Origin of the sequence: Kitasatospora sp. NPDC127035 (assembly GCF_042726075.1) — a bacterium.
Classification (GTDB): Bacteria; Actinomycetota; Actinomycetes; order Streptomycetales; family Streptomycetaceae; genus Kitasatospora.
In genome coordinates this window covers 108,966-129,746 of sequence record NZ_JBHXDN010000016.1, presented here as the reverse complement: position 1 = coordinate 129,746, position 20,781 = coordinate 108,966, and the positions used below count along the sequence as shown (strand labels likewise).

The following is a 20,781-nucleotide window of genomic DNA, read 5'->3' as shown; positions in this document are numbered from 1 at the left end:
GGTGTCCCCGCACGCTCCCTGTGACGCCGCCCGGGCCCCGGGTGGTTCTGCGTTCAGGACCGTGCGGCGTCTCGCGGGCGGCAACGGGTACACCCGCTGCTGCGGATACGCTACCGGTCGCACCGCGCCGGACCCGAGTCGACCGCAGGCCGATATCAGACCGGTACCCGGACAGGGGTGCCGATCGTGACATTTCACTCACCCGCGGAAGCCGTCCGCGCCCGCCCCGGGGGCCTCCCGGAACGGGCGGAAGCGGTGGATCAGGCGGGCCCAGCGGACCCGGTCGGCCGGGCACGACCGGCCGGACCGGCCGGCTACTTCCCGAGCGTCGCCTGCATCACCGACTTGGCGATCGGCGCGGCCAGCCGGCCGCCGCTGATGCCGTCACGGTTGTTGGAGCCGTCCTCGACCACCACCGCGACCGCGACCGAGCGGCCGTCGGCCGCCTTGGCGTAGGAGGTGAACCAGGCGAACGGCAGACCCGCGTTGTCCTCGCCGTGCTGGGCGGTGCCGGTCTTGCCGCCGACCGTCAGGTCGGGGATCCGGGCGTTCCTGCCGGTGCCGTTCTCGACCACCGAGACCATCATCTCCTGCAGCTTCTGCGCGGTGGCCGGGCTGATCGGCTGCGAGAACTGCTTCTCGGTGTGCTTGGAGATGGTGGTCAGCGAGGCCGAGCGCTCCTGGTCGACCAGGTAGGGCTGCATCAGCGAGCCGTTGTTGGCGATCGCCGCCGTCACCATGGCGATCTGCAGGGGCGTGGCCCGGGTGTCGTGCTGGCCGATGGAGTCGAGCGCGGTGCCGTCCGGGGTGGAGTCGGTCGGGAAGACGCTCTTCTCGGACCGGACGGGGGTGTCCACGGTGCTGTTGAAGCCGAACTTCTCGGCCTGCGCCCGCATCTTGTCCTTGCCCAGGTCCGCGCCGATCTTGCCGTAGACCGTGTTGCAGGACTGGTCCATGCCGGACTTGAGCGTGGCGTTCTCGCACTGCTCCTTGTCGGACTCGTTCTTCAGCTCGGTCTTGGTGCCGGGCAGGACGTACGGGTTCGGCGTCTTGGTGGCGTCGTCGATGTTCTGGTAGAGGCCGTTCTCGAACGCCGCCGCCGCGGTGACCAGCTTGAAGGTCGAGCCCGGCGGGTAGGTCTCGCGCAGCGCCCGGTTGAGCATCGGCTTGTTCGGGTCGGCGTTGAGGTCCGTCCACGCCTTGGAGTCGGCGGACTCGTTGCCGGCGAAGACACCGGGGTCGTACGACGGCGTGGAGACCAGGGCCAGGATCGCGCCCGTGCGCGGGTCGAGCGCGACGACCGCGCCCTTCTTGTTGCCGAGCCCCTCGAAGGCGGCCTTCTGCGCCTTGGCGTTGATGGTGGTGACGACGTCACCGCCCTTCTTCGGCTCCCCGGTCAGCATGTCCAGGGTGTTGCGGAAGAAGAGCCGGTCGTCGTTGCCGGAGAGCACGCCGTCCTCCAGCTGCTCCAGCTGGCTGGCCCCGAAGGCCTGCGAGGAGTAGCCGGTGACCGGCGCGTACATCGGGCCGTCGACCCAGGACCGCTTGTACTTGTAGCGCAGGCCGTTGACGAAGGCGGACTGGGTGACCGGCTGGCCGTCGACGATGATGTTGCCGCGCGGGTGGGCGTACCGGTCGTAGACCTGGCGCTTGTTGTTCTTGTTGGTGGCCCAGGCGTCGGCCTGGACGCCCTGCACCCAGTTGGTGCGCACCATGAGGGCCAGGATCAGGACGAGACAGAAGATCGAGACCCGGCGGATCGGCTTGTTCACGAGGCTGCTCCCCCCTGGAGCTCGCTGGCGGGAGCGGGTTCCACGCCCGGGCGGCGGGCGCTGTCGCTGATCTTCAGCAGGATCGCGACCAGGGCCCAGTTGGCGACCACCGAGGACCCGCCCTGGGCGAGGAACGGCATGGTCATACCGGTCAGCGGGATCAGCCCGGTGACGCCGCCGGCCACCACGAAGACCTGGAGCGCCATGGCCGAGGAGAGGCCGACGGCGAAGAGCTTGCCGAACGGGTCGCGGGTGGCGACGGCGGTGCGCAGGCCGCGCTGGATCAGCAGGGCGTAGAGCATGAAGATCGCCATCATGCCGGTGAGGCCCAGCTCCTCGCCGAAGGAGCCGAGGATGAAGTCGCTCTTGGCGGCGAAGTCGATCAGCCAGGACCGCCCCTGCCCGAGGCCGGAGCCGGTCACCCCGCCGGAGCCGAGCGCCATCAGCGACTGGCCGATCTGCTCGGTGGCGCCGGGCGGGTGGTTCGGCGAGAAGGCGGCCATCGGGTCGAGCCAGGCGTCGATGCGGGTCTTCACGTGGCTGGTGGTGGAGGCCACCAGGACCGCGCCGCTGACCGACATCAGGAGGCCGAAGATGATCCAGCTGGTCCGCTCGGTGGCGACGTAGAGCATCACCACGAAGAGGCCGAAGTACAGGAAGGACGAGCCGAGGTCGTTCTCGAAGATCAGGATCAGCAGGCTGAGGAGCCAGATCACGATGATCGGACCGAGGTCGCGGCCGCGCGGCAGGTAGAGGCCCATGAAGCGGCGGCTGGCCAGGGCCAGGGCGTCCCGCTTGACCATCAGGTAGCCGGCGAAGAAGACGGTCAGGATGATCTTGGCGAACTCGCCGGGCTGGATCGAGAAGGCGCCCATCCGGATCCAGATCTTGGCCCCGAAGTCCTCCTGGCGCGCCGGGAAGAAGGCCGGCGCGGCGAGCAGCACCAGGGCCACCACCATCGAGATGTAGGTGTAGCGCTGGAGGACCCGGTGGTCCTTCAGGAAGACCATCACCACGATGAAGAACGCGACCCCGAGCCCCGACCACATCAGCTGGTTGGGGGCCGCCGCGAAGTTCTTGTGCAGCAGCGGTCCGGCCTTGTCGAGCCGCCAGATCATCACCACGCCGAGCCCGTTGAGCAGGGTGGCGATGGGCAGCATCAGCGGGTCCGCGTAGGGGGCGAACTTCCGCATCAGCAGGTGCGCGATCAGCGCGAGGGCCCCCATGCCGAGGCCGTAGCCGAGCATGCCGGTGGGCAGCGCGTCGTCCATCGCCAGGCCCACGTTGGCGTAGGCCAGGACCGGCAGCAGCACCGCGAAGGCCAGCAGGGCCAGCTCGGTGTTGCGGCGGTTCGGCGTGCCCTGCGGCGAGATGGTGGTGTTGCCGCGGCGCCGCGAGGACGCGCGGTCGGCGGGGACACCGCCGGCCCGGCGTCCGTCGGACCGGTTGTTCGCGTCGTTGCTCAGGTCGAAGGTGCTCATGCTCCCGCCTCTCCCCCGGCCCCGGGGGACACCCGGGGACCGGCGGGGGCGTTCGCCCGGGAACGCCTCTCGGTGGTCTGCTCGCTCACGTGGTGGCCGCTCCCTGCCGGCCGGCGGGCCCGCGCGGGGCGGGCCTATGTCGGGTCGCGGCCGTCACGGCTTCGGGCAGGAGTCGGCCCGCTGCCGCTCCTCGTCGCTCAGGCCGGGCAGGTCGTTCTGCGGTGCGGCCGGTGCGGCGGCGCTCTGGCTGGGCGCGGCCGCGGACGGCGTGGCGGGGGCCGGAGAGCTCTGGGTCGGGGTGGGCGAGGGCACGCCCGCCGCCGGGGCCCGGGTGGTGGACGGGCTGGGCGGCGCGGTGGCGGTCACGAACCCGGCCTGCAGCGTCGTCCCGGCGGGTCCGCCGGCCGCCGAGGCGGGGACGGTCGGGGCGGTCCCGGGGAGCGCGGGTACCGTCCCGGGGACGGTGTTGGCCGCGGCGGTCCGGGCGTCGGCGACCTTGCGGCAGAGCGCGGCCTGCTCGCCCAGCTTCTTCACCTTGTCGCCGGCGTCGCCGAGGCTGCTCGCCGAGATGGTGTTGGCGACGTGGGTGCGCTGGTCCTGCGGCAGGAACTTAAGCTCGATGTCCTTGTACGGGGTGTGCACCGAGGAGAGGTTCAGTCCGGCCAGGCTCTGGTGGACGCCCTGGTAGACCGCGACGTGGTCGCCGTCGGCGCCGACGTAGTACTGGCTCTGGGTCCACTGGTAGCCGAAGAAGCCGCCCGCGCCGAGCAGGCCCAGCGTGACCAGGCCGACCAGCGAGAACGCCAGCGCCCGGTTCTTCCGCTTCGGGCGGGGCTCCTCGTCGAAGTCCTCGGCGCCGTACGCCGCGGGTTCGCCGGCGTAGCCCTCCGGGTACCCCTCGGGGTAGCCCTCGGCCGGGCCGAAGCCGCCCTGGCCGTCGCCCGGGTGGCCGGGGTCGTAGCCCGCGGCCGGGCCGAACGCGCCCTGCGGGCCGCGGCCGAGCCCGGCGGCACGGCCGGCCGGGGTGTCGCGGATCGACCGGTCGGCGGCGGCCGAGGACGGCGGGGTCTCGGCGACCGCGCCGACCACCACGGGGACGTCGCTGAACTGGCCGCTCAGGGTGTCCGTGGCGCCGACGTCGAGGACGTCCGCGACGATGCAGGTGATGTTGTCCGGACCGCCGCCGCGCAGGGCGAGCTGGATCAGCTCCTGCACGGTCTGCTCGGGCGAGTAGTAGCTGCCGAGGGTGTCCTGGAGGGTCTGGTGGCTGACCGGGCCGGAGAGGCCGTCGGAGCAGATCAGGTAGCGGTCGCCGGCCCGGACCTCGCGGATCGAGAGGTCCGGCTCGACCTGGCCGCGGCCGTCCAGCGCCCGCATCAGCAGTGAGCGCTGCGGGTGGGTCTCGGCCTCCTCCGGGGTGATCCGGCCCTCGTCGACCAGCCGCTGCACCCAGGTGTGGTCCTGGGTGATCTGCACCAGTGCGCCGTCGCGCAGCAGGTAGGCGCGGGAGTCGCCGACGTGGACGAGGCCCATCCGCTGGCCGGTCCAGAGCATCGCGGTGAGGGTGCAGCCCATGCCTTCGAGCTGCGGGTCCTCCTCGACCATCTGGCGAAGCCGGTCGTTGGCGCCCTGGACCGCATCGCCGAGGAGGGTCAGCAGATCGGCGCCCGGCACGTCCTCGTCCAGCCGGACGATCGAGCCGAGCACTTCGGAGGACGCGACCTCACCGGCCGCCGCACCGCCCATGCCGTCGGCCACGGCCAGCAGCCGCGGGCCGGCATAGCCGGAGTCCTCGTTCCCCTCCCGGATCAGTCCCTTGTGGGAGCCGGCGGCGAAGCGCAGCACCAGGGTCATGCGACCTGTGCCCCCCTCTGGGTCATGGACGGGATGCTGTCCCTCATGCGCTACTACTTCCGCAGTTCGATGACGGTCCTGCCGATACGGATCGGCATGCCCGGCTGGAGCGGGGTCGGCGCGGTCAGGCGCTGACGGTCCAGATAGGTGCCGTTGGTGGAGCCTAGATCCTCGACCGTCCACTGCCCAGTCTGGTCGGGATAGATCCTGGCATGCCGGGAGGACGCGTAGTCGTCGTCCAGCACGATGGTGGAGTCATGGGCCCGGCCCAGGGTGATGGTCTGGCCCTGGAGCGCGACGGTGGTCCCGGCCAGCGAGCCCTGGACCACGACGAGCTGGGTGGGTGCGCCGCGTCGGCGCCCGCCGCCCTGGGTCTGCGGACCGGCGGAGGGCTGGGCCTGCGCCCCGCGTCCCGGCGCCGGGGTCGCGGTGCCGGCGGCGGCCGCGGCGGCGCCCCGGCGGGACGCGCGGGGGTTCACCCTCGTCCCGAACAGGTCGCTGCGGATCACCTGGACCGCCACGATGACGAACAGCCACAGGACGGCGAGGAAGCCGAGCCGCATGACCGTGAGGGTCAGTTCTGACATGGCCGGCCCGCCCGTGAGTGAGCGAAGCGCGCGAACAAATCGGACACTACCCTTCGACCTGTCGGTAGACGATGGTGGTGGAGCCCACGACGATTCGAGAGCCGTCGCGGAGCGTAGCGCGCTGGGTGTGCTGTCCGTCCACCACGATGCCGTTGGTGGAACCCAGGTCGAGCACCATCGAGGGGGTACCGGGCCGGATCTCGGCGTGCTTGCGGGAGACTCCGGGGTCGTCGATGCGCACGTCGGCCTCGGTCGAGCGGCCGAGCACGCACGCGTTCCCGGTGATCTGGTGCCGGGCGCCGTTCACCTCGATCCAGCGGCGCACCGACGTGCCGTGGCCGGCGCCCGGGAACGGGCGGACGTTGCCGCCGCCGGGGGCACCGGGGGGCGCGGCGGGCGGCGGGGGCGGGCTGTACGGGGCGGTGCCCTGCTGCTGCCACGGTGCGCCGGGAGCCGGGGCGGCCGGCGGCCGCCCGTAGCCGGGCTGGGTGGGCTGCGCGGGCGCCTGCTGCTGCTGTTGCGGCGGGGGCGGGGACTCCTCGGCCGCCAGGGTGCGGCTGCGCACCCGGTACAGGCCGGTGTCGAGGTCGTCGGCCTTCTCCAGGTTCACCTGGAGCGGGCCCATGAAGCTGTACCGCTGGGCCTCGGCGTACTCGCGGACCATGCCGGACAGCTCGGTGCCCAGCTGCCCGGAGTAGGGGCTCAGCCGCTCGAAGTCGTGCGGGCTCAGCTCGACGATGAAGTCGTTGGGCACGACGGTGCGCTCGCGGTTCCAGATGCTCGCGTTGTTGTCGCACTCGCGCTGCAGCGCTCCGGCGATCTCCACGGGCTGGACCTCGGACTTGAACACCTTGGCGAAGGTGCCGTTGACGAGACCCTCGAGTCGCTGCTCGAACTTCTTCAGCACTCCCATGGGGCACCCCCTTCCAGGGTTCGTTCGCCTGCCTGCCGACCGGATTCCGGGGAGCCGGTCGCGCCTACTTGCGGTACTTCCGTACTGATCGTATCCACGCCGGGGCCATCCGTACGGTTCCCGGACCACGTGGTGCCCGGGGGTGGGCTCGGACACACAGGGTGACGCATTCGGGCGGCAGCATGCCAGGGCTACCCGTTCGACGGGCCCGCCATCCCTCGTCCGCCTGTTCGCCGGGCATCCGTTCGGATGCGCCCGGCCTCTGCGGGGAACGGATTCGGAGGTGACCCGCTGGTCGTGCTACTGTTTTCCACGTCGGAAGGGGCACCCGCAAGGGGGCCGGATCGAAGAGACGCAAGGGCCACATGGTACCGAGCAGCTCGGCTGATCGGCCGGCAACCACGACAGACACCCATGCGCGGGTGGCGGAATAGGCAGACGCGCTGGATTCAGGTTCCAGTGCCCGAAAGGGCGTGGGGGTTCAACTCCCCCCTCGCGCACAGTGAAACCCCGCAGGTCTTCGGACCTGCGGGGTTTTCTCGTTCTCCGGGGCGCCCCCGCCTCCGGAGGGAGCCGGAGGCGGGGCGTTCCGAGGCGCGTCCCGAGGGGCGTCCCGGGGCCAGTTCCGGGGGGCGTCCCGGGGCCAGTTCCGGGGGTCAGTTCCGGCTGGCCGGGAGCTCGGCCCGGACCTCGAAACCGCCGTCCGTGGTGGGTCCGGCGGCGAGCGATCCGCCGAGCAGCTGGGCGCGCTCGCGCAGGCCGACCAAGCCGTGGCCGCCGCCCGGCAGCGTCTGGACGGGCGGGACCGGCGGGGCCTCGTTGCGGACCTCCACCCGCAGCCTGCGGCCCCGGGCCTTGACCCGTACGTGCACCGCGGCCTCCGGGGCGTACTTGGTGATGTTGGTGAGCGCCTCCTGGACGGTGCGGTAGGCGGCCCGCTCGACCGCCTCGGGCCAGGGGCGGTCGCCGGGGGTCAGCTCGGCGTCGGCGGCGAGCCCGCTCTCCTCGATCAGCCGGGGGAGGTCGGCCAGGCGGGGCTGCGGAGCCAGCGGGGTGTCCATCCGCGGGCCGCCGGCCCGCAGCACCCCGACCATCTGGCGCAGTTCCTCCAGGGTCCGGACGGAGAGCTCCCGGATGGTGCGGGCCGTGGTCACCGCGGCCGGGTCGGGGGTCGAGACCTGGAGCGCGCCGGCCTGGATGCTGATCAGGCTGACCTGGTGCGAGACGACGTCGTGCATCTCCCGGGCCAGCCGGCCGCGCTCGTCGCTCAGCACCCGCTCGGCGAGCAGCCGGCTCTCCCGCGCCTGGCCCCGGGTCAGCTCGTCCAGCCGGGCCGCGAGCTCGCGCCTGGTCCGGGAGAGCAGGCCGGTGGCGGCCGGACCGGCCGCCAGCATCACGGACTGGATCGCGTACAGCGCGGTGTCCCGGCTGAGGGCGAAGGTCTGCTCGTAGACCGGCCAGTGGAAGAACTCGACCAGGGCGAACAGGGTGGCGCAGGGCACCACCACCCGGGGGCTGGGGCGCTCGGCCGCCACCGTGTAGACGGCCGTGATCGGGGCGAGCCAGATGTCGTCGAGGTAGCTGCCGGGCATGACCAGCAGCAGGACGGTGACCGGGAAGCGCCGCCGCCAGAGCAGCGCGACGGCGGCCAGCACGGAGAGCAGGGTCTGCCAGAGCGGGGCGCCCCGGGCCACCAGGGCGGCGTCGACCAGGGAGTAGAGCGCCGGCAGCAGGAGCATCAGCCAGGGGGCGGTGAACCCCGCCGGGAGCCGTCTGCCGGGGGAGAGGTCGCTCATGCCCCGTCGCTCGGCCTGGGCCGCACCAGCCCGGCCCGGTGGGCGATGACGGCGGCCTGGACCCGGTTGGCGGCGCTGAGCTTGCCGAGGATCGCGCTGATGTGGTCCTTCACGGTGCCGGTACCGAGGAAGAGCCGGTCGGCGATCTCGGCGTTGGACAGGCCCTCGCCGAGGAGCGCCAGCACGTCCAGCTCGCGGCCGGTCAGGGTGCGGGCCAGGGTCGCCGCCTCGGCGTCCGGGCCGCCGCCGTCGACGTAGCCGCCGATCACCGTCCGGGTCACGGTCGGGGAGAGGATGTTGCCACCGGCCGCGAGCACCCGGACGGCGTGCACCAGCTGCTCCGGGGCGGTGTCCTTGAGCAGGAAGCCGGACGCGCCGGCCCGCAGCGCGGTGCCGATGTACTCGTCGGTGTCGAAGGTGGTGAGCATCGCCACGGCCGGCGGGTCGGGCAGCGCGCGCACCCGGCGGAGCACCGAGATGCCGTCCATGTCGGGCATCCGGATGTCGAGCAGCACCACGTGCGGGCGCAGCCGGCGGACGTACTCCTCGGCCTGTCCGCCGGAGCAGTCGCCGACCACCTCCAGGTCGGCGGCGGACCCGACGATCAGCCCGAGTCCGGACCTCACCAGGATCTCGTCGTCCACGATCAGCACGCGGGTGGTGGTGATGGGTCCCTCCTCGGTTCGGCGGACGGGGCCGGGCCGGTCCGCATGACTGGATTCGAGGGTAGGGCCTGAGCGGCCGGGACCGCGGTTCGGCCGGTCGTGAACCCCCGCCGTTCGGCGGGGGTGTGAATCGCCTACCTGGTTCACGCGATTCTCTCCCGGGGTGGGGAACCATGGAGTTGGCTGCCGCTCCATCGGTCTGCCGGCCGAGGCGAGCGGTCGGTCGGGTCGTCGGGCCTGTACGGAGTGCCCGACCTCGGGCCGTGTGCGGATGCGCCCCACCATCTGATCGTTTGGAATTGAGCTGTGTCGTCCACTCTGAAGCCGGAGCCGTCCACGTCCTCCGCCGGGTCCCCGCCCGGCCTCCTGGAGCGCTGGCGCCCTCGGGCCGCCGCGGCGACCGTCTGGTACCTGCGGCTGCTCGCCCTGCTGAACCTGGTCACCGTGCTGCTGGTGCCGTTCCGGGACCAGGTCGAGACGCACAACGAGGGCGAGTACTTCACCCCGTACCTGATGACGGCGGGCCTGAGCAGTGCGGTGCTGTCGGCCTTCCTCGCGATCGCGATGCGGCGGCGCAAGCGGGCCGCGTGGATCTTCAACATCGCGCTCGCCGGCGTGTTCGCCCTGCTCTACCTGGCTGCCATGTCGCTGCCCGGCGAGGGCTTCAACGAGCACCCGCTGAACTACGTCTCCACCGTGCTGACCTGCCTGTTCGTGCTGGCCCTGGTGATCGGCCGGAAGGAGTTCACCTCCAAGGGGGACCGCTCCAACCCGAAGACGGCGGCGGCCACCTTCGTGGCCGGCCTGGGCTTCGGCGGGGTGGTCGGGGCCGCGCTGGTCGCCCTGACCAACGACCTCGACGGCGCCGGCTTCTGGGACACGTTCCGCTACTCGGTCGGCCGGATGGTCACCGTCACGCCGTCCGAGCACCTGCGTTCCGTGATCGACGCCCCGACCTGGGTGAACGCGGTCATCAACGCGATGGGCGCGCTGCTCTTCCTGCTGGTGCTCTACGTCGCCTTCCGCAGCCCCCGCAACAAGGAACTGCTGACCGCCGAGGACGAGGAGCGCCTGCGCGGGCTGCTGGACCGGCAGGGCGACCGGGACTCGCTGGGCTACTTCGCACTCCGCCGGGACAAGGCCGTGGTGTTCTCGCCGAGCGGCAAGGCGGCGGTCACCTACCGGGTGATCGGTGGTGTCTCGCTGGCCTCCGGCGACCCGATCGGCGACCCCGAGGCCTGGCCGGGGGCGATCGACGCCTGGCTGTCCGAGGCCCGTGAGCACGCCTGGGCGCCCGCCGTGATGGGCGCCTCCGAGGAGGCCGGCGTGATCTACGCCCGGCACGGCCTCGACGCGCTGGAGCTGGGCGACGAGGCGATCGTCGAGCTGGACGAGTTCTCGCTCGACGGCCGGGCGATGCGGGTGGTGCGGCAGGCCTACAACCGGGTCAAGCGGGCCGGGTACACGGTGCGGATCCGCCGGCACGAGGAGATCCCCGAGTCGGAGATGGCCGAGCTGGTGGCCAAGGCCGACCAGTGGCGGGACGGCGCGACCGAGCGCGGTTTCTCGATGGCGCTGGGCCGGCTGGGCGACCCGGGCGACGGCCGCTGCGTGATGCTGGAGTGCCACGACGGCGACGGTGAACTGAAGGCGCTGCTGAGCTTCGTGCCGTGGGGCGCGGACGGGCTCTCGCTGGACCTGATGCGGCGGGCCCGGGACACCGAGAACGGCCTGATGGAGTTCATGGTGATCGAACTCCTGCAGCGCGCGGGCGAGGTGAATCTGGCCCGGGTCTCGCTGAACTTCGCGATGTTCCGTTCCGTTTTCGAGCGCGGTTCGAAGCTCGGCGCCGGTCCGGTGCTGCGGCTCTGGCGCTCCGTTCTGGGCTTCTTCTCGCGCTGGTGGCAGATCGAATCCCTGTACCGCGCGAACGCCAAGTACCGGCCGATCTGGGAGCCGCGTTATCTGCTGTTCGAGAAGAGCAGCGAGATTCCGCGGATCGGCATCGCCAGTGCCCGGGCCGAGGGCTTCATCACCGCGCCGAGTCTGCCCGCCCTGTTCCGTCGTCGACACACGGGAACCGCCGTCGCGGAGCCCCGGGTGCCGGTGGCGGCGAAGGACGGGAAGGGGTAGTCCCTCCGCCGGGGGGCGGAGGGAGCCGGACGTCCGGATGGGGGGATTTCGGGGTGAGCCCTCCCCCCTGAGGATGACCTCGGTCCACATTGATGCCGATGTGGATTCCTTAACCGGCTTCTAATGTGGGGGTAGCCGGGGAAACGTTCCCGGCTTCGGGGATATGGAGACGGTAGTGAATCAGAGGGCCCACGCGGGGGGCGTGCGAAAGGGGCCGGTGGCAATTGCCAGAGAGGCCGCTGTCGCCGAGTGGGGAACGCTGTTCGGGATCGTCCGGGAAGGGGTGGTGCGGAAGAAGTTCGCAGCCGTCCCGCTGGCCACCGCGGCGACCTGCCTGATCCTGCTGTTCAGCATCGTCCAGCACCTGCCGGGCGGGGAGCGGTTCGTCACCCAGATCGGGGTGGTGAAGGCCGCGCTGCCGCTGGAGGTCTCGCTGCTGCGCACTCCGCTGTCGCTGTACGTGCCGGCCCTGGACCTGCCGGTCTGGGGGGCGCTGGCCCAGGTCTTCCTCGTCTTCGGCATCGCCGAGATCGTGCTCGGCCGGCGGCTGACCCTGGTGGTGGCCTACACCTGCACCCTGGCCGGGACGCTGTTCGCCCGGGTCGGGGTGGCGATCGGACCGGAGCACGTCTTCGGCTTCCCGAAGTGGGTCGCGCACGTGCGGGACACCGGTCCGTCGGCGGCCGTGGTGGCGCTGGCGATCTGCATCGCCTTCCGCAGCCGGGCCTGGTTCACCGCCGGTCTGGTGGTGGCACTGATGGTCGGGGAGGCGGTCGTGCTGCCGAACCTGGCCGGCCTGGAGCACGTGGTCGCGGTGATAGCGGCACTGCTGATCGCCGTCTCGGTGGAGGTGTTCGGGGACTTCTGGCCGCGGGTGCTGGCCGGGGTCGGGGCGGCGGCCGTGGTGGCCGCGGCGGCCTCGATCGAGGTCGCCAACGAGGCCAGGCGCCGGGCGCCGGTCCGGGCCGTGCCGTAGCCCGGACCCGGGCACCGGGTCCGGACGGGCACGAGCCGGCGGACGGACGGGCACGGTGCCCGCGACCGGGGGGCACTGCGCCGAGCGGTCCGGGCGACGCTAGTGCGGCGGCGGGGGCAGGGGCAGCTCGAACCAGACGACCTTGCCGACCGCCTTGCGGGCGGTGCCCCAGCGTTCGGCGAGCTTGGTGACCAGGGTCAGTCCGCGGCCGGTCTCGCCGAGCTGTTCGGCGGGCTCCAGCGAGGGCAGGTTGTGGTTGTCGTCGCTGACCTCGACCAGCAGCTTGTCCACCCGGATCAGCTGGAGCTGGACGCGGTCCCGGGCCACCCGGACGGCGTTGGTCACCAGCTCGCTGACCAGGAGTTCGGTGGTGTCGCTGAGCGCCCCCAGGTGCCAGCCGGCCAGCTGCTCGCGGACCAGGGCGCGGGCCCGGCGGACCTCGCGCTGGTCGACGGTGAGGTCCCAGGTGGCGACCTCGCTCGGGGCCACCCCGTCGAACCGGGCGACCAACAGGGCGACGTCGTCCTTCCGGTCGTCCGAGTGGAGCCGGTCCAGCACCACGTCGCACGCCTGCTCGGGGCTCTGCCGGGGGTCGATCAGGTTGCCGCAGAGCGCGGCCAGCCCGGCCCCTATGTCGCCGCCCCGGACCTCGACCAGGCCGTCGGTGCACAGCACCAGCATCGACCCGTCCGAGACGTCGATGGTCTTGGCGACGAACGGCACGCCGCCGACGCCGATCGGGGCGCCGGCCGGGATCTCCAGCAGCTCGCCGGTGCCGTCCGGGTGGACCAGGACCGGCGGGACGTGGCCGGCGCTGGCCAGCTCGCAGGTCCGGTTGATGGGGTCGTAGACCGCGTACAGGCAGGTGGCGAGATGGTCGTCGCCGAGCTTGTGGGCCAGGTTGTCCAGGTGGCGCAGGAGCTGCCCGGGCGGCAGGTCGAGGGCGGCCAGGGTCTGCATCGCGGTGCGGAAGCGGCCCATCGCGGCGGCCGAGTGCAGGCCGTGGCCCATCACGTCGCCGACCACCAGGGCGACCCGGCTGCCGGGCAGCTGGATCGCGTCGAACCAGTCGCCGCCGACCTCGGCGCGGGAGTCGCCGGGCAGGTAGCGGTGGGCGATCTGGACGCCGGGGATCTGCGGCGGGCGGGTCGGGATCATCGACCGCTGCAGGGTGGTGGCGACCCGCGACTCGGCCCGGTGCAGCCGGGCGTTGTCCAGCGAGAGCGCGGCCCGGGCGGCCAGCTCCTTGAGGGTGGCGGCGTCGCCCTCGTCGAAGGGGTCGCGGTCGGGCAGCCGGAGCAGCTTGAGGATGCCGAGCACGGTGCCCCGGGCGGAGAGCGGCACCACCAGCATGGAGCGGCCGGAGACCACGGAGGCGAGCCTGGGGCCGCCGAGCGCGGCGGCGTAGTCGACCGCGACGTCCCGGGTGACCACCGGGACCAGGACCGGCTGGTTGAGCTGGAGGGCCATGCCGGGCGGCGTGCGGCGGGGCATGGCCACCAGCGCGCCCTCGGCGAGCACGTGGTCCCACTCGCCGACGGACTCGTTGCAGGCCAGGGCGACCCGGCGGAGCATCGTGTCGTCGTCGGGGCGGGCGGCCGGCAGCTCGGAGTCGGAGATCAGGCCGTCGACCAGGTCGACGCAGGCGAAGTCGGCGACCCGGGGGACGAGGACCTGGCAGAGCTCGTGGGCGGTGAAGCCGAGGTCGAGGGTGGTACCGACCTTGCCGCCGACCTCGTTGAGCAGGGCCAGCTGCTCGCCCGCCTGGCCGTTGGTGAGGAACGCGCCGAACCGGCCGGTCGGGGCCACGGGGGTGGTCACGGGTACGGCTCCGGGGACCGGGACGGGTGCGGTGGGTGGTGCGGTGGGCTCGCCCGGGTGGAGCCGGCGCCCGGGGGCGGACGATTCGACGGCGGACGACCCGACAGCGGTCTGCTCGATGGCGGTGGTTCCTCTCGGCGGGGCCGGGACGGTGGCCGGTGCGGCGGGCGCGGCGGTGCCGGCCTGGGGCGCTCCGGTCTGGGAGGCGGCGGTGGCGCCGGCGGTGGTCGGGGCGGCGGTGGTCGGGGCGGCCTCGCGCTGGCCGGGCAGCGGGCCGGCCGGGCGGCGGCCGGGTGCGGGCTGCTCGGGCTGCGGCGGCGGGCCGAGCCGGGTGGCCCGCTGTTGCGCGGTCGGATAGCGCCGACCGATCCCGGCGGCGGCGTGGGCGGTGCCGGCCGCCGGGTCGGCGGGCCGGACCGGCAGCACGCTGGTCGGGTCGGGCCGCAGGGCCGGCAGGCCGCCCCGGGACAGCGCGACCAGCAGCGGCCCGCGGCGCTCGGCCGAACCGGGCAGCAGCGCGGCGAAGGGTGCGGGGACGGGCCGGCCGGGGGCGGTCAGCGCGGCGGAGATCCGGTGGAAGCCGCCGCGGGCGGCGGGGGCGGCGGCGAACGGCAGCAGCCGCTCGCCGAGCGCCAGCCGGGGGCCGGCCGAGCGCAGCGGGCGGGCGTCGGCGGCCAGCGCCAGCAGTCCGCCGACGGGTCCGTCCACGGGGTAGGCCCACCAGAGCACGTCGCGCAGCCGCCCCTCGCGGTCGACCACGGGCAGCTGCCCGGCCCAGGCGGTCCCGTTGGCGGTCAGCTCGGCGAGGGTGTCGAAGGCGTCCCGGCGGCGGGCCGGCGGGATCCCGGCCCCGGCCGGAGCGGGGACGCTGCGCGGTTCGGCGGCGGGCAGCAGGCCGGTGGCGGGGCGGTCGTGGACGACCTCCGCGCGGTGTCCGAACAGTTCCTCGGCCGCCCGGCTCCACTGGGTGATCCGGCCGCTCCGGTCGACCAGCACGAGGGCGAGCCGCACCAGGGCGACCACCCCTGACGGCTGGTCACCCGGTGCGGTTCCGGGCCCCGTTTCGGTACCCGCCGGACGCGATGTGGAGTTGGGCTCGTCCACCATGGATTGGGTCTGCTCCCGCCTGGCCGCCACGCCTGGAGACGGCCGATTCTCCGGAGGAAGGCATGCTGTGCGGATACCAGCGAAGCACGGACGGGCCGGGACTCGATAGCGAAACGGGGAGATTCCTCGGTATCAGTTGCGTGTCACGTGGCGTGCGCCGGTCCGCACTCCCCGTCCACCCCGCCGGTGCACCGCACGCGGGGGGTAGGGTCGCAGGACGGGACGGAACCACCCAGGACGAGACAGAGGCGAGAAGTGACCGCGCAGAGCCCCGTCCGCTGGACGGATCCGGAGCAGCAGGAGCTGGAGGAGCGGGTCGCCGCCGCCGAACTCGCCTGGCTGACCATGGACGTCGACGTGCAGACCCTGCGGGTCGAGATCGACAACTTCGCGCTGATCCACCACCAGCTGCTCGGTCCGCTGTACGCCCGGCTGGACGAGCTGGACGCGCTGGTCGCCGAGGCCCTGGCCGCCCGCACCGGTCTTCCGGAGGACCTCAGGCAGGCCGCCGAGGCACGCCGGAGGGTGGACGAACTCCCCGACCTGGACGCGCTGTTCGACACCGTGCGGGAACAGGAGGACGCCCCGCCGCCGCCGGCCGCACCGGCCCGGGTCCGGCCCGGTCGGGACGCCCAGCGGGTCTACCGGGAGCTGGTCCGCCGGGCCCACCCGGACCTCACCACCGACCCGGCCGAGCAGGAGCTCCGGGCCGCCTTCCTGATCCGGGTCAACGAGGCGTACGCGTTCGGTGACACCGGTGCGCTGGAGACGCTGGCCGCCGAGTGGTCCACCGCCCCCGAGGCGGCTCCGGCCGTCGACTCCCCCGACCGGCTCGGCTGGCTGCGCCTCCGCCTGGAGTGGCTCACCGGCCGGATCGGCGGGCTCGCCGCCGAGCAGGTGCGGCTGGAGCGGACCGCGATGGGAGAGCTGCTGGCGCTCGCCCCGCAGGATCCGGACCGGCTGCTGGAGGAGCTGGCCGAGCAGCTGCTGGCCAAGGCCGCCGCCCAGCAGGCCGAGCTGGAGCGGCTGCTCGGCGCCCCGGCGACGGTGGGGGACAATGGCGGAGCCGATCCCGACGCCCAGGAGAACCAGACGATGTTCGCGCAGATCCCCACCATCGACGCCGCCGGCGTCCCCGCCGACGCCGCCCTGCTGGATGTCCGTGAGCAGGACGAGTGGGACGCCGGGCACGTGGACGGTGCGCTGCACATCCCGATCGGCGAGGTCGTGGCGCGGATCGATGAGCTTCCGGACGGGAAGCTGTACGTGCTCTGCCGGGTCGGCGGGCGCTCCGCGCAGGTCGTCCAGTACCTCGTGCAGAACGGCCGGGACGCGGTCAACGTCGACGGCGGCATGTACGCCTGGGACGGCGCGGGCCGTCCGATGGTGAGCAGCGGCGGCCAGCAGGCCTTCGTCCTGTAGCGGGCGACCCGGGGGTCCCCCGCGGATTCCGGTGGTCCGGACGGGCCCGCCGTTCGGGGGAGTAGGGCAGGATGGGCGCGCGACCGGGCCGGCGCGGTGCCGGCCCCGCCCTTCCCCGGGGGAGTTCATGGCCGAGAGCGCCGAGAGCACGGACCCGCCGCCCGTCCACCGGGCCTGGTCGGCGCCCGCGCGGGCCGTGCTCGGGACGGCCGCCGTGGTGCTGACCGCCGCCACCGGGCTCTTCCTCGGCGCGGTCTTCCTGCACGTGGCACCGGCCAACTCGCTGTCCCAGCGGTACCGGGACCAGGTCGACGGCCTGGTCTACCCGGAGTTCGAGCAGAACTGGAAGCTGTTCGCCCCCAACCCGCTGCAGCAGAACGTCACCGTGGACGCCCGGGCGCGGACGGCGGCGGAGGACGGCGGCGTCCGGACCCACGACTGGGTCGGGCTGACCGCCCGGGACCTCGCGGCGATCCGGGGCAACCCGGCGCCCAGCCACGCCGACCAGAACATGCTCCGCCGCGCCTGGGACTTCTACGACGGCTCGCACAACGCCCAGGACGAGTCGCTCGTCAATCCGCGCGGCCGGCTGGCCGAGGAGTACCTGAAGCGGATCGTGCTGCAGCGGATCGGCCGGAGCGTCGACGGGCGGCCGGTGCTGGAGGTCGAACTGCGGGTGACCACGACGACCGTCCCGCCGCCGGAGTGGAGCGACGAGGCGCCGCCGCCCGCGCCGAAGGTCCGGGAGCTGCCCTGGTGGCCGGTGGGCGACGAGGACGTCCGGGGGCTCGGGTGAACGAGGTCACTCCGGCCGAGGCCGGGGAGCGGCTGCTCGACGGGATCCCCCGCCAGCCCGGTTCGCCGCCGGAGGCCGAACCCGCGGCGCGCCGGCCGGGGCCGGTCCGGCTCGCGGCCCGGGCGTTCGCGGTGTTCACCGGACGGGTGCTCGGGCCGTACCAGGCGGCGACGGTGCGGATCGGCTTCGGGCTGGTCTGGATGGTGTACCTGCTCCGCGAGTGGCCCAACCGGCGGCTGCTGTACGGCGACACCTCGCCCTGGTCACCGGAGCTGGCGGAGCGGCTGCTGGCCGACAACGGGGCGCTGACGGTGCTGCCCTGGTTCGGCGGGCGGCTCTGGTTCGAGCTGGTCTACCACCTGGCGGTGCTGGCCGCGCTGGCGGTGCTGCTGGGCTGGCGGACCAGGGCGAGCACGGTGCTGTTCCTGGTCACCGTGCTCTCGCTGCAGAACCGCAACGTCTTCCTCGGCGACGGGGGCGACAACGTCGTCCACCTGATGGCGGTCTACCTGGTCTTCACCCGCTGCGCGGAGGTCTGGTCGCTGGACGCCCGGCGGGCGGGGTCCGGGCGGACCGGGGTGGCGCTCTGGGCGGTGCTCGGCGTCGTCCTGCTGGTCTGCGGGCTGGGCGGCTTCTCCGGGGAGAGCCTGGCCTGGACGACCGCGACGTTCCCGTACGTCGGATGGGGGCCGGTGTTCTGGGCGCTCTGGGCGGTGGCCGGGCTCTGGTGGCTGGCCGGGCGGCTGGCGCCGGACGGCGAGACGCGCGCGGTGCTGGACGCGCTGGCGACCATGGTGCACAACTGCGCGATGCTGGTGATCGCCGTCGAGGTGGTGCTGATCTACGCCACCGCGGGCTGGTACAAGGTGCAGGGCTCGCGCTGGCAGGACGGCACCGCGCTCTACTACCCGCTCCACCTGGACTACTTCACGCCGTGGCCGGGGCTGTCCGGGCTGGTCGGGTCGGCGTTGCTGCCGGTCTTCCTGATCACCTACGGGACGGTCCTGCTCCAGGTCGCGTTCCCGTTCACGCTGGTCAGCCGGCGGGTCAAGAACACGCTGCTGGTGGTGATGATGGCCGAGCACGTGGGGATCGCGGTGCTGCTCGGGCTCCCGGTGTTCTCGCTGGCGATGATCGCGGCGGACGCGGTCTTCCTGCCGACGGCGGCGTTGCGGTGGGCCGGTCGACGGGTGGGCCGGACGGTCCGCCGCGTGGGCCGGGTCCCTGGCGGGGAGAAGGGCGCCACTCCCCTAAGCTGACCGCTATGTCCTGGTTCGCCGCCCTTCGAGACACCGCGCGGACCGGACTGACCGTCGACCGGGCGCTCACCGACCCCAAGCGGGCGCTGCGCGGCGCGGTCGCGGTGGCGGCGGTGCTCTTCCCCACCCTGGCCCTGGGCGGGCCGGAGCTGGCCACCTCGGCCGCGATGGGCGCGTTCATCGCCGGGACCGCCACCTTCCAGCGCAGCTTCCGGCCCCGGGCCACGCTCGCCGTCGCCGCCGGGATCGGACTCGGCGTCAGCACCTTCCTCGGCTACCTGGCGGCCGGGGTGCCCGGGGCGTTCCCGGTGCTGCTGGCGGTCTGGGCCTTCGGCGCCGGACTGGCCTGGGCGATCGGGCCGACCGCCGGGGTGGTCGCCGCCAACACCGTCTCGGTGATGCTGATCGTGGTCCAGCTGCCGGTCAGCCCGCTCACCGCGCTCGGACACGGGCTGGTCTGCGCGCTGGGGGGCGTCGCCCAGGCGCTGGTCATCACCGTCTGGCCGATCGGCAGCTGGACCGTCCAGCGGGAGGCGCTCGCCGACACCTACGCCGAACTCGCCGACTACGCCCGCCGGCTGCGCCAGGACCCGACCGCGCACGTCGACCCGGAACCGTTCATGACCGCCCGGCACGCCGCCGCGCTCACCCCCTGGCAGGACCGGAACCGGCCGCCCGAACTGCGCGGCCTGCGCGGGATCGCCGAACGGGTCCGGCCGACCCTGGCGGCGATCGCCGACCCCAAGGTCGGCGCCCCCGAGGAGGGGCCGGAGCGCGACCGGGCCCGCGAGGTGCTGGCCGCCGCCGCCGAGGCGATGGACGCGCTGGCCCGGGCGATCCGCACCGGGGACCCGCTCCAGCTCCCGCGTTCGGCGCCCGCGCTCACCCTCGCCGCCCGGACCGAGGGCCCGGAACTGCGCGGCGCCGCCCGGCGCTCCGCCCGCCGACTGGCCGGGCTGCTCCGCAAGGCCTCCGACACGCTGGACCGGGGCGCCGAGGACACCATCGACACCCCCGTGGTGCAGGCCGGCGGGGCGCTGCGCAAGCCGCCGCTGGTCCGGATGCTGCCCACGGCGCTGCGCGCGGTGCGGCGGCAGTTCCAGCCGCGCTCGGCGGTCTTCCAGCACGCCGTCCGGCTGGCCGGGGTGGTGACCGTCGCCTACCTGCTGGCCCGGCTGGTCGGCTTCGAACACGGCTACTGGGCGCCGATGACGGCCGCGATGGTGATGCGGCCGGACTTCGCGCAGACCTACAGCCGGGGGGTCGCCCGGCTGGCCGGGACCATGGTCGGGGTGGCCGTCTCCACGCTGGTGGTGCAGCTGGCGCGCCCCGGCGAGTGGGTGCTGGCCGTCCTCGCGGTGCTCAGCATCGGCGGCGCCTACCTCACCCTGCGCACCGGCTACGCGGTCATCACGGTCTGCATCTCCTCGTACGTGGTGTTCCTGCTCGGGCTGCAGGCCGGGAACCCGCTGACGACGGCCGTCGAGCGGGTCGGGCTGACCCTGCTCGGCGGGTCGGTCGCCCTGCTGGTCTACGCGCTCTTCCCGACCTGGCAGACCGCCCGGCTCGGTGAGCGGCTGGCCGAGTGGCTGGCCGCCGCCGGACGGTACGCGGCCGAGGTGATCGCGGTCTACGAGCGTCCGGCGGCGCCGCGCGGACGGGCCGTCCGCGCGGCACTGCTGGACTCCCGGGAGGCGCGCTCCGAGCTGCTCCAGGCGATGCAGCGGGCCGACGCCGAGCCGGGGCGGCACGCCTCCGGACTGCCCGGGGTGAGCCGTCGCCAGCTGGACCGGGCCCGGGCGGCGGTCGGCCACCTCGGGCGGGTCGCGGTGCTGCTGGAGGCGCACCTGCCCGCGGCCGACGCCGATCCGGTGCCGGGGGCGGCGGAGTTCGCGGAGGAGCTGCAGCTGGCCACGGCGCTGGCGGCGGGCGCCCTGCTGACCGGGCAGCCGGTGGAGTTCGACGCCGTCCGGGAGGCACAGGAGCGGCTGGAGCAGCGGCTCGCCGGGTCGCCCGGCGAGGTGCAGCGGGACGTGCTGCGGACCGGGACCAGGTTGCTGCTCCAGGCGCTGAAGGACCTGGAGCGGGCGCTGCGCGGCGGCGGGACGGCGACCGCGACCGCGCAGCGCGAACCGGAGCCGTCGGGTCGTTAGGCGGGCCCGGCCCTGGTCCGACGAGGTCCGGGGGGCGGACCCGCCG

General features: G+C 73.6%; 14 protein-coding genes and 1 tRNA gene. 7 read left to right on the top strand and 8 right to left on the bottom strand.

Going from position 1 to position 20,781, the window contains the following annotated elements:
* Positions 1-314: 314 nt before the first annotated feature.
* From ACFWIC_RS14310 to ACFWIC_RS14290, 5 genes are all read right to left on the bottom strand, one after another.
* Entirely contained in the window at positions 315-1,772 is a 1,458-nt protein-coding gene (locus tag ACFWIC_RS14310) for a penicillin-binding transpeptidase domain-containing protein (RefSeq protein WP_329949612.1), read from the bottom strand.
* The gene (locus ACFWIC_RS14305) at positions 1,769-3,253 is read right to left on the bottom strand and encodes an FtsW/RodA/SpoVE family cell cycle protein (RefSeq protein WP_329884785.1); all 1,485 of its coding nucleotides are present in this window, start codon (positions 3,251-3,253) and stop codon (positions 1,769-1,771) included. Before ACFWIC_RS14305 ends, ACFWIC_RS14310 begins: the two co-directional genes overlap by 4 nt.
* A 153-nt stretch (positions 3,254-3,406) precedes the next feature.
* Positions 3,407-5,107 (bottom strand): protein phosphatase 2C domain-containing protein, encoded by a 1,701-nt coding sequence (locus ACFWIC_RS14300; RefSeq protein WP_329949613.1) that lies wholly within the window; start codon positions 5,105-5,107, stop codon positions 3,407-3,409.
* Between the two features lie 53 nt (positions 5,108-5,160).
* Positions 5,161-5,694: an FHA domain-containing protein gene (locus ACFWIC_RS14295; RefSeq protein WP_329884783.1), complete on the bottom strand. Its 534-nt coding sequence runs from the start codon at positions 5,692-5,694 to the stop codon at positions 5,161-5,163.
* Between the two features lie 46 nt (positions 5,695-5,740).
* Positions 5,741-6,607, bottom strand: coding sequence for an FhaA domain-containing protein (locus tag ACFWIC_RS14290; RefSeq protein WP_380518487.1), 867 nt, complete (start codon positions 6,605-6,607; stop codon positions 5,741-5,743).
* 416 nt (positions 6,608-7,023) lie between these two features.
* On the opposite strand from ACFWIC_RS14290, the gene ACFWIC_RS14285 reads away from it, so the two are divergent.
* A tRNA-Leu gene (locus ACFWIC_RS14285) sits at positions 7,024-7,107 on the top strand.
* Positions 7,108-7,263: 156 nt separating this feature from the next.
* Here the strand turns inward: ACFWIC_RS14285 and ACFWIC_RS14280 are convergent.
* Together ACFWIC_RS14280 and ACFWIC_RS14275 are read right to left on the bottom strand one after the other, a co-directional pair.
* The gene (locus tag ACFWIC_RS14280) at positions 7,264-8,403 is read right to left on the bottom strand and encodes a histidine kinase (RefSeq protein ID WP_355398950.1); all 1,140 of its coding nucleotides are present in this window, start codon (positions 8,401-8,403) and stop codon (positions 7,264-7,266) included.
* A complete protein-coding gene (locus ACFWIC_RS14275; protein ID WP_329884998.1) occupies positions 8,400-9,053 on the bottom strand; it encodes a response regulator transcription factor in 654 nt (217 codons plus the stop codon). The genes ACFWIC_RS14280 and ACFWIC_RS14275 overlap by 4 nt, the downstream gene beginning before the upstream one ends.
* A gap of 321 nt (positions 9,054-9,374) precedes the next feature.
* On the opposite strand from ACFWIC_RS14275, the gene ACFWIC_RS14270 reads away from it, so the two are divergent.
* Positions 9,375-11,201, top strand: a complete 1,827-nt coding sequence (locus ACFWIC_RS14270; RefSeq protein WP_380518483.1) for a phosphatidylglycerol lysyltransferase domain-containing protein — start codon at positions 9,375-9,377, stop codon at positions 11,199-11,201.
* Between the two features lie 217 nt (positions 11,202-11,418).
* A complete protein-coding gene (locus ACFWIC_RS14265) occupies positions 11,419-12,177 on the top strand; it encodes a hypothetical protein (RefSeq protein WP_329949617.1) in 759 nt (252 codons plus the stop codon).
* Between the two features lie 99 nt (positions 12,178-12,276).
* On the opposite strand, the gene ACFWIC_RS14260 is transcribed toward ACFWIC_RS14265, so the two are convergent.
* Positions 12,277-15,105 (bottom strand): SpoIIE family protein phosphatase, encoded by a 2,829-nt coding sequence (locus ACFWIC_RS14260; protein WP_380518480.1) that lies wholly within the window; start codon positions 15,103-15,105, stop codon positions 12,277-12,279.
* Between the two features lie 255 nt (positions 15,106-15,360).
* Between ACFWIC_RS14260 and ACFWIC_RS14255 the strand changes: the two genes are divergently transcribed.
* From ACFWIC_RS14255 to ACFWIC_RS14240, 4 genes are all read left to right on the top strand, one after another.
* On the top strand, positions 15,361-16,527 hold the full coding sequence (locus ACFWIC_RS14255) for a rhodanese-like domain-containing protein (RefSeq protein ID WP_380360669.1): 1,167 nt from the start codon (positions 15,361-15,363) through the stop codon (positions 16,525-16,527).
* A 127-nt stretch (positions 16,528-16,654) separates the two neighbouring features.
* Complete coding sequence (locus ACFWIC_RS14250; RefSeq protein ID WP_329884777.1) at positions 16,655-17,323, top strand: DUF5819 family protein; 669 nt, start codon at positions 16,655-16,657, stop codon at positions 17,321-17,323.
* Positions 17,320-18,582, top strand: coding sequence for an HTTM domain-containing protein (locus ACFWIC_RS14245; RefSeq protein WP_380360671.1), 1,263 nt, complete (start codon positions 17,320-17,322; stop codon positions 18,580-18,582). Before ACFWIC_RS14250 ends, ACFWIC_RS14245 begins: the two co-directional genes overlap by 4 nt.
* A gap of 5 nt (positions 18,583-18,587) precedes the next feature.
* On the top strand, positions 18,588-20,735 hold the full coding sequence (locus ACFWIC_RS14240; protein ID WP_329949622.1) for an FUSC family protein: 2,148 nt from the start codon (positions 18,588-18,590) through the stop codon (positions 20,733-20,735).
* Positions 20,736-20,781: the final 46 nt, after the last annotated feature.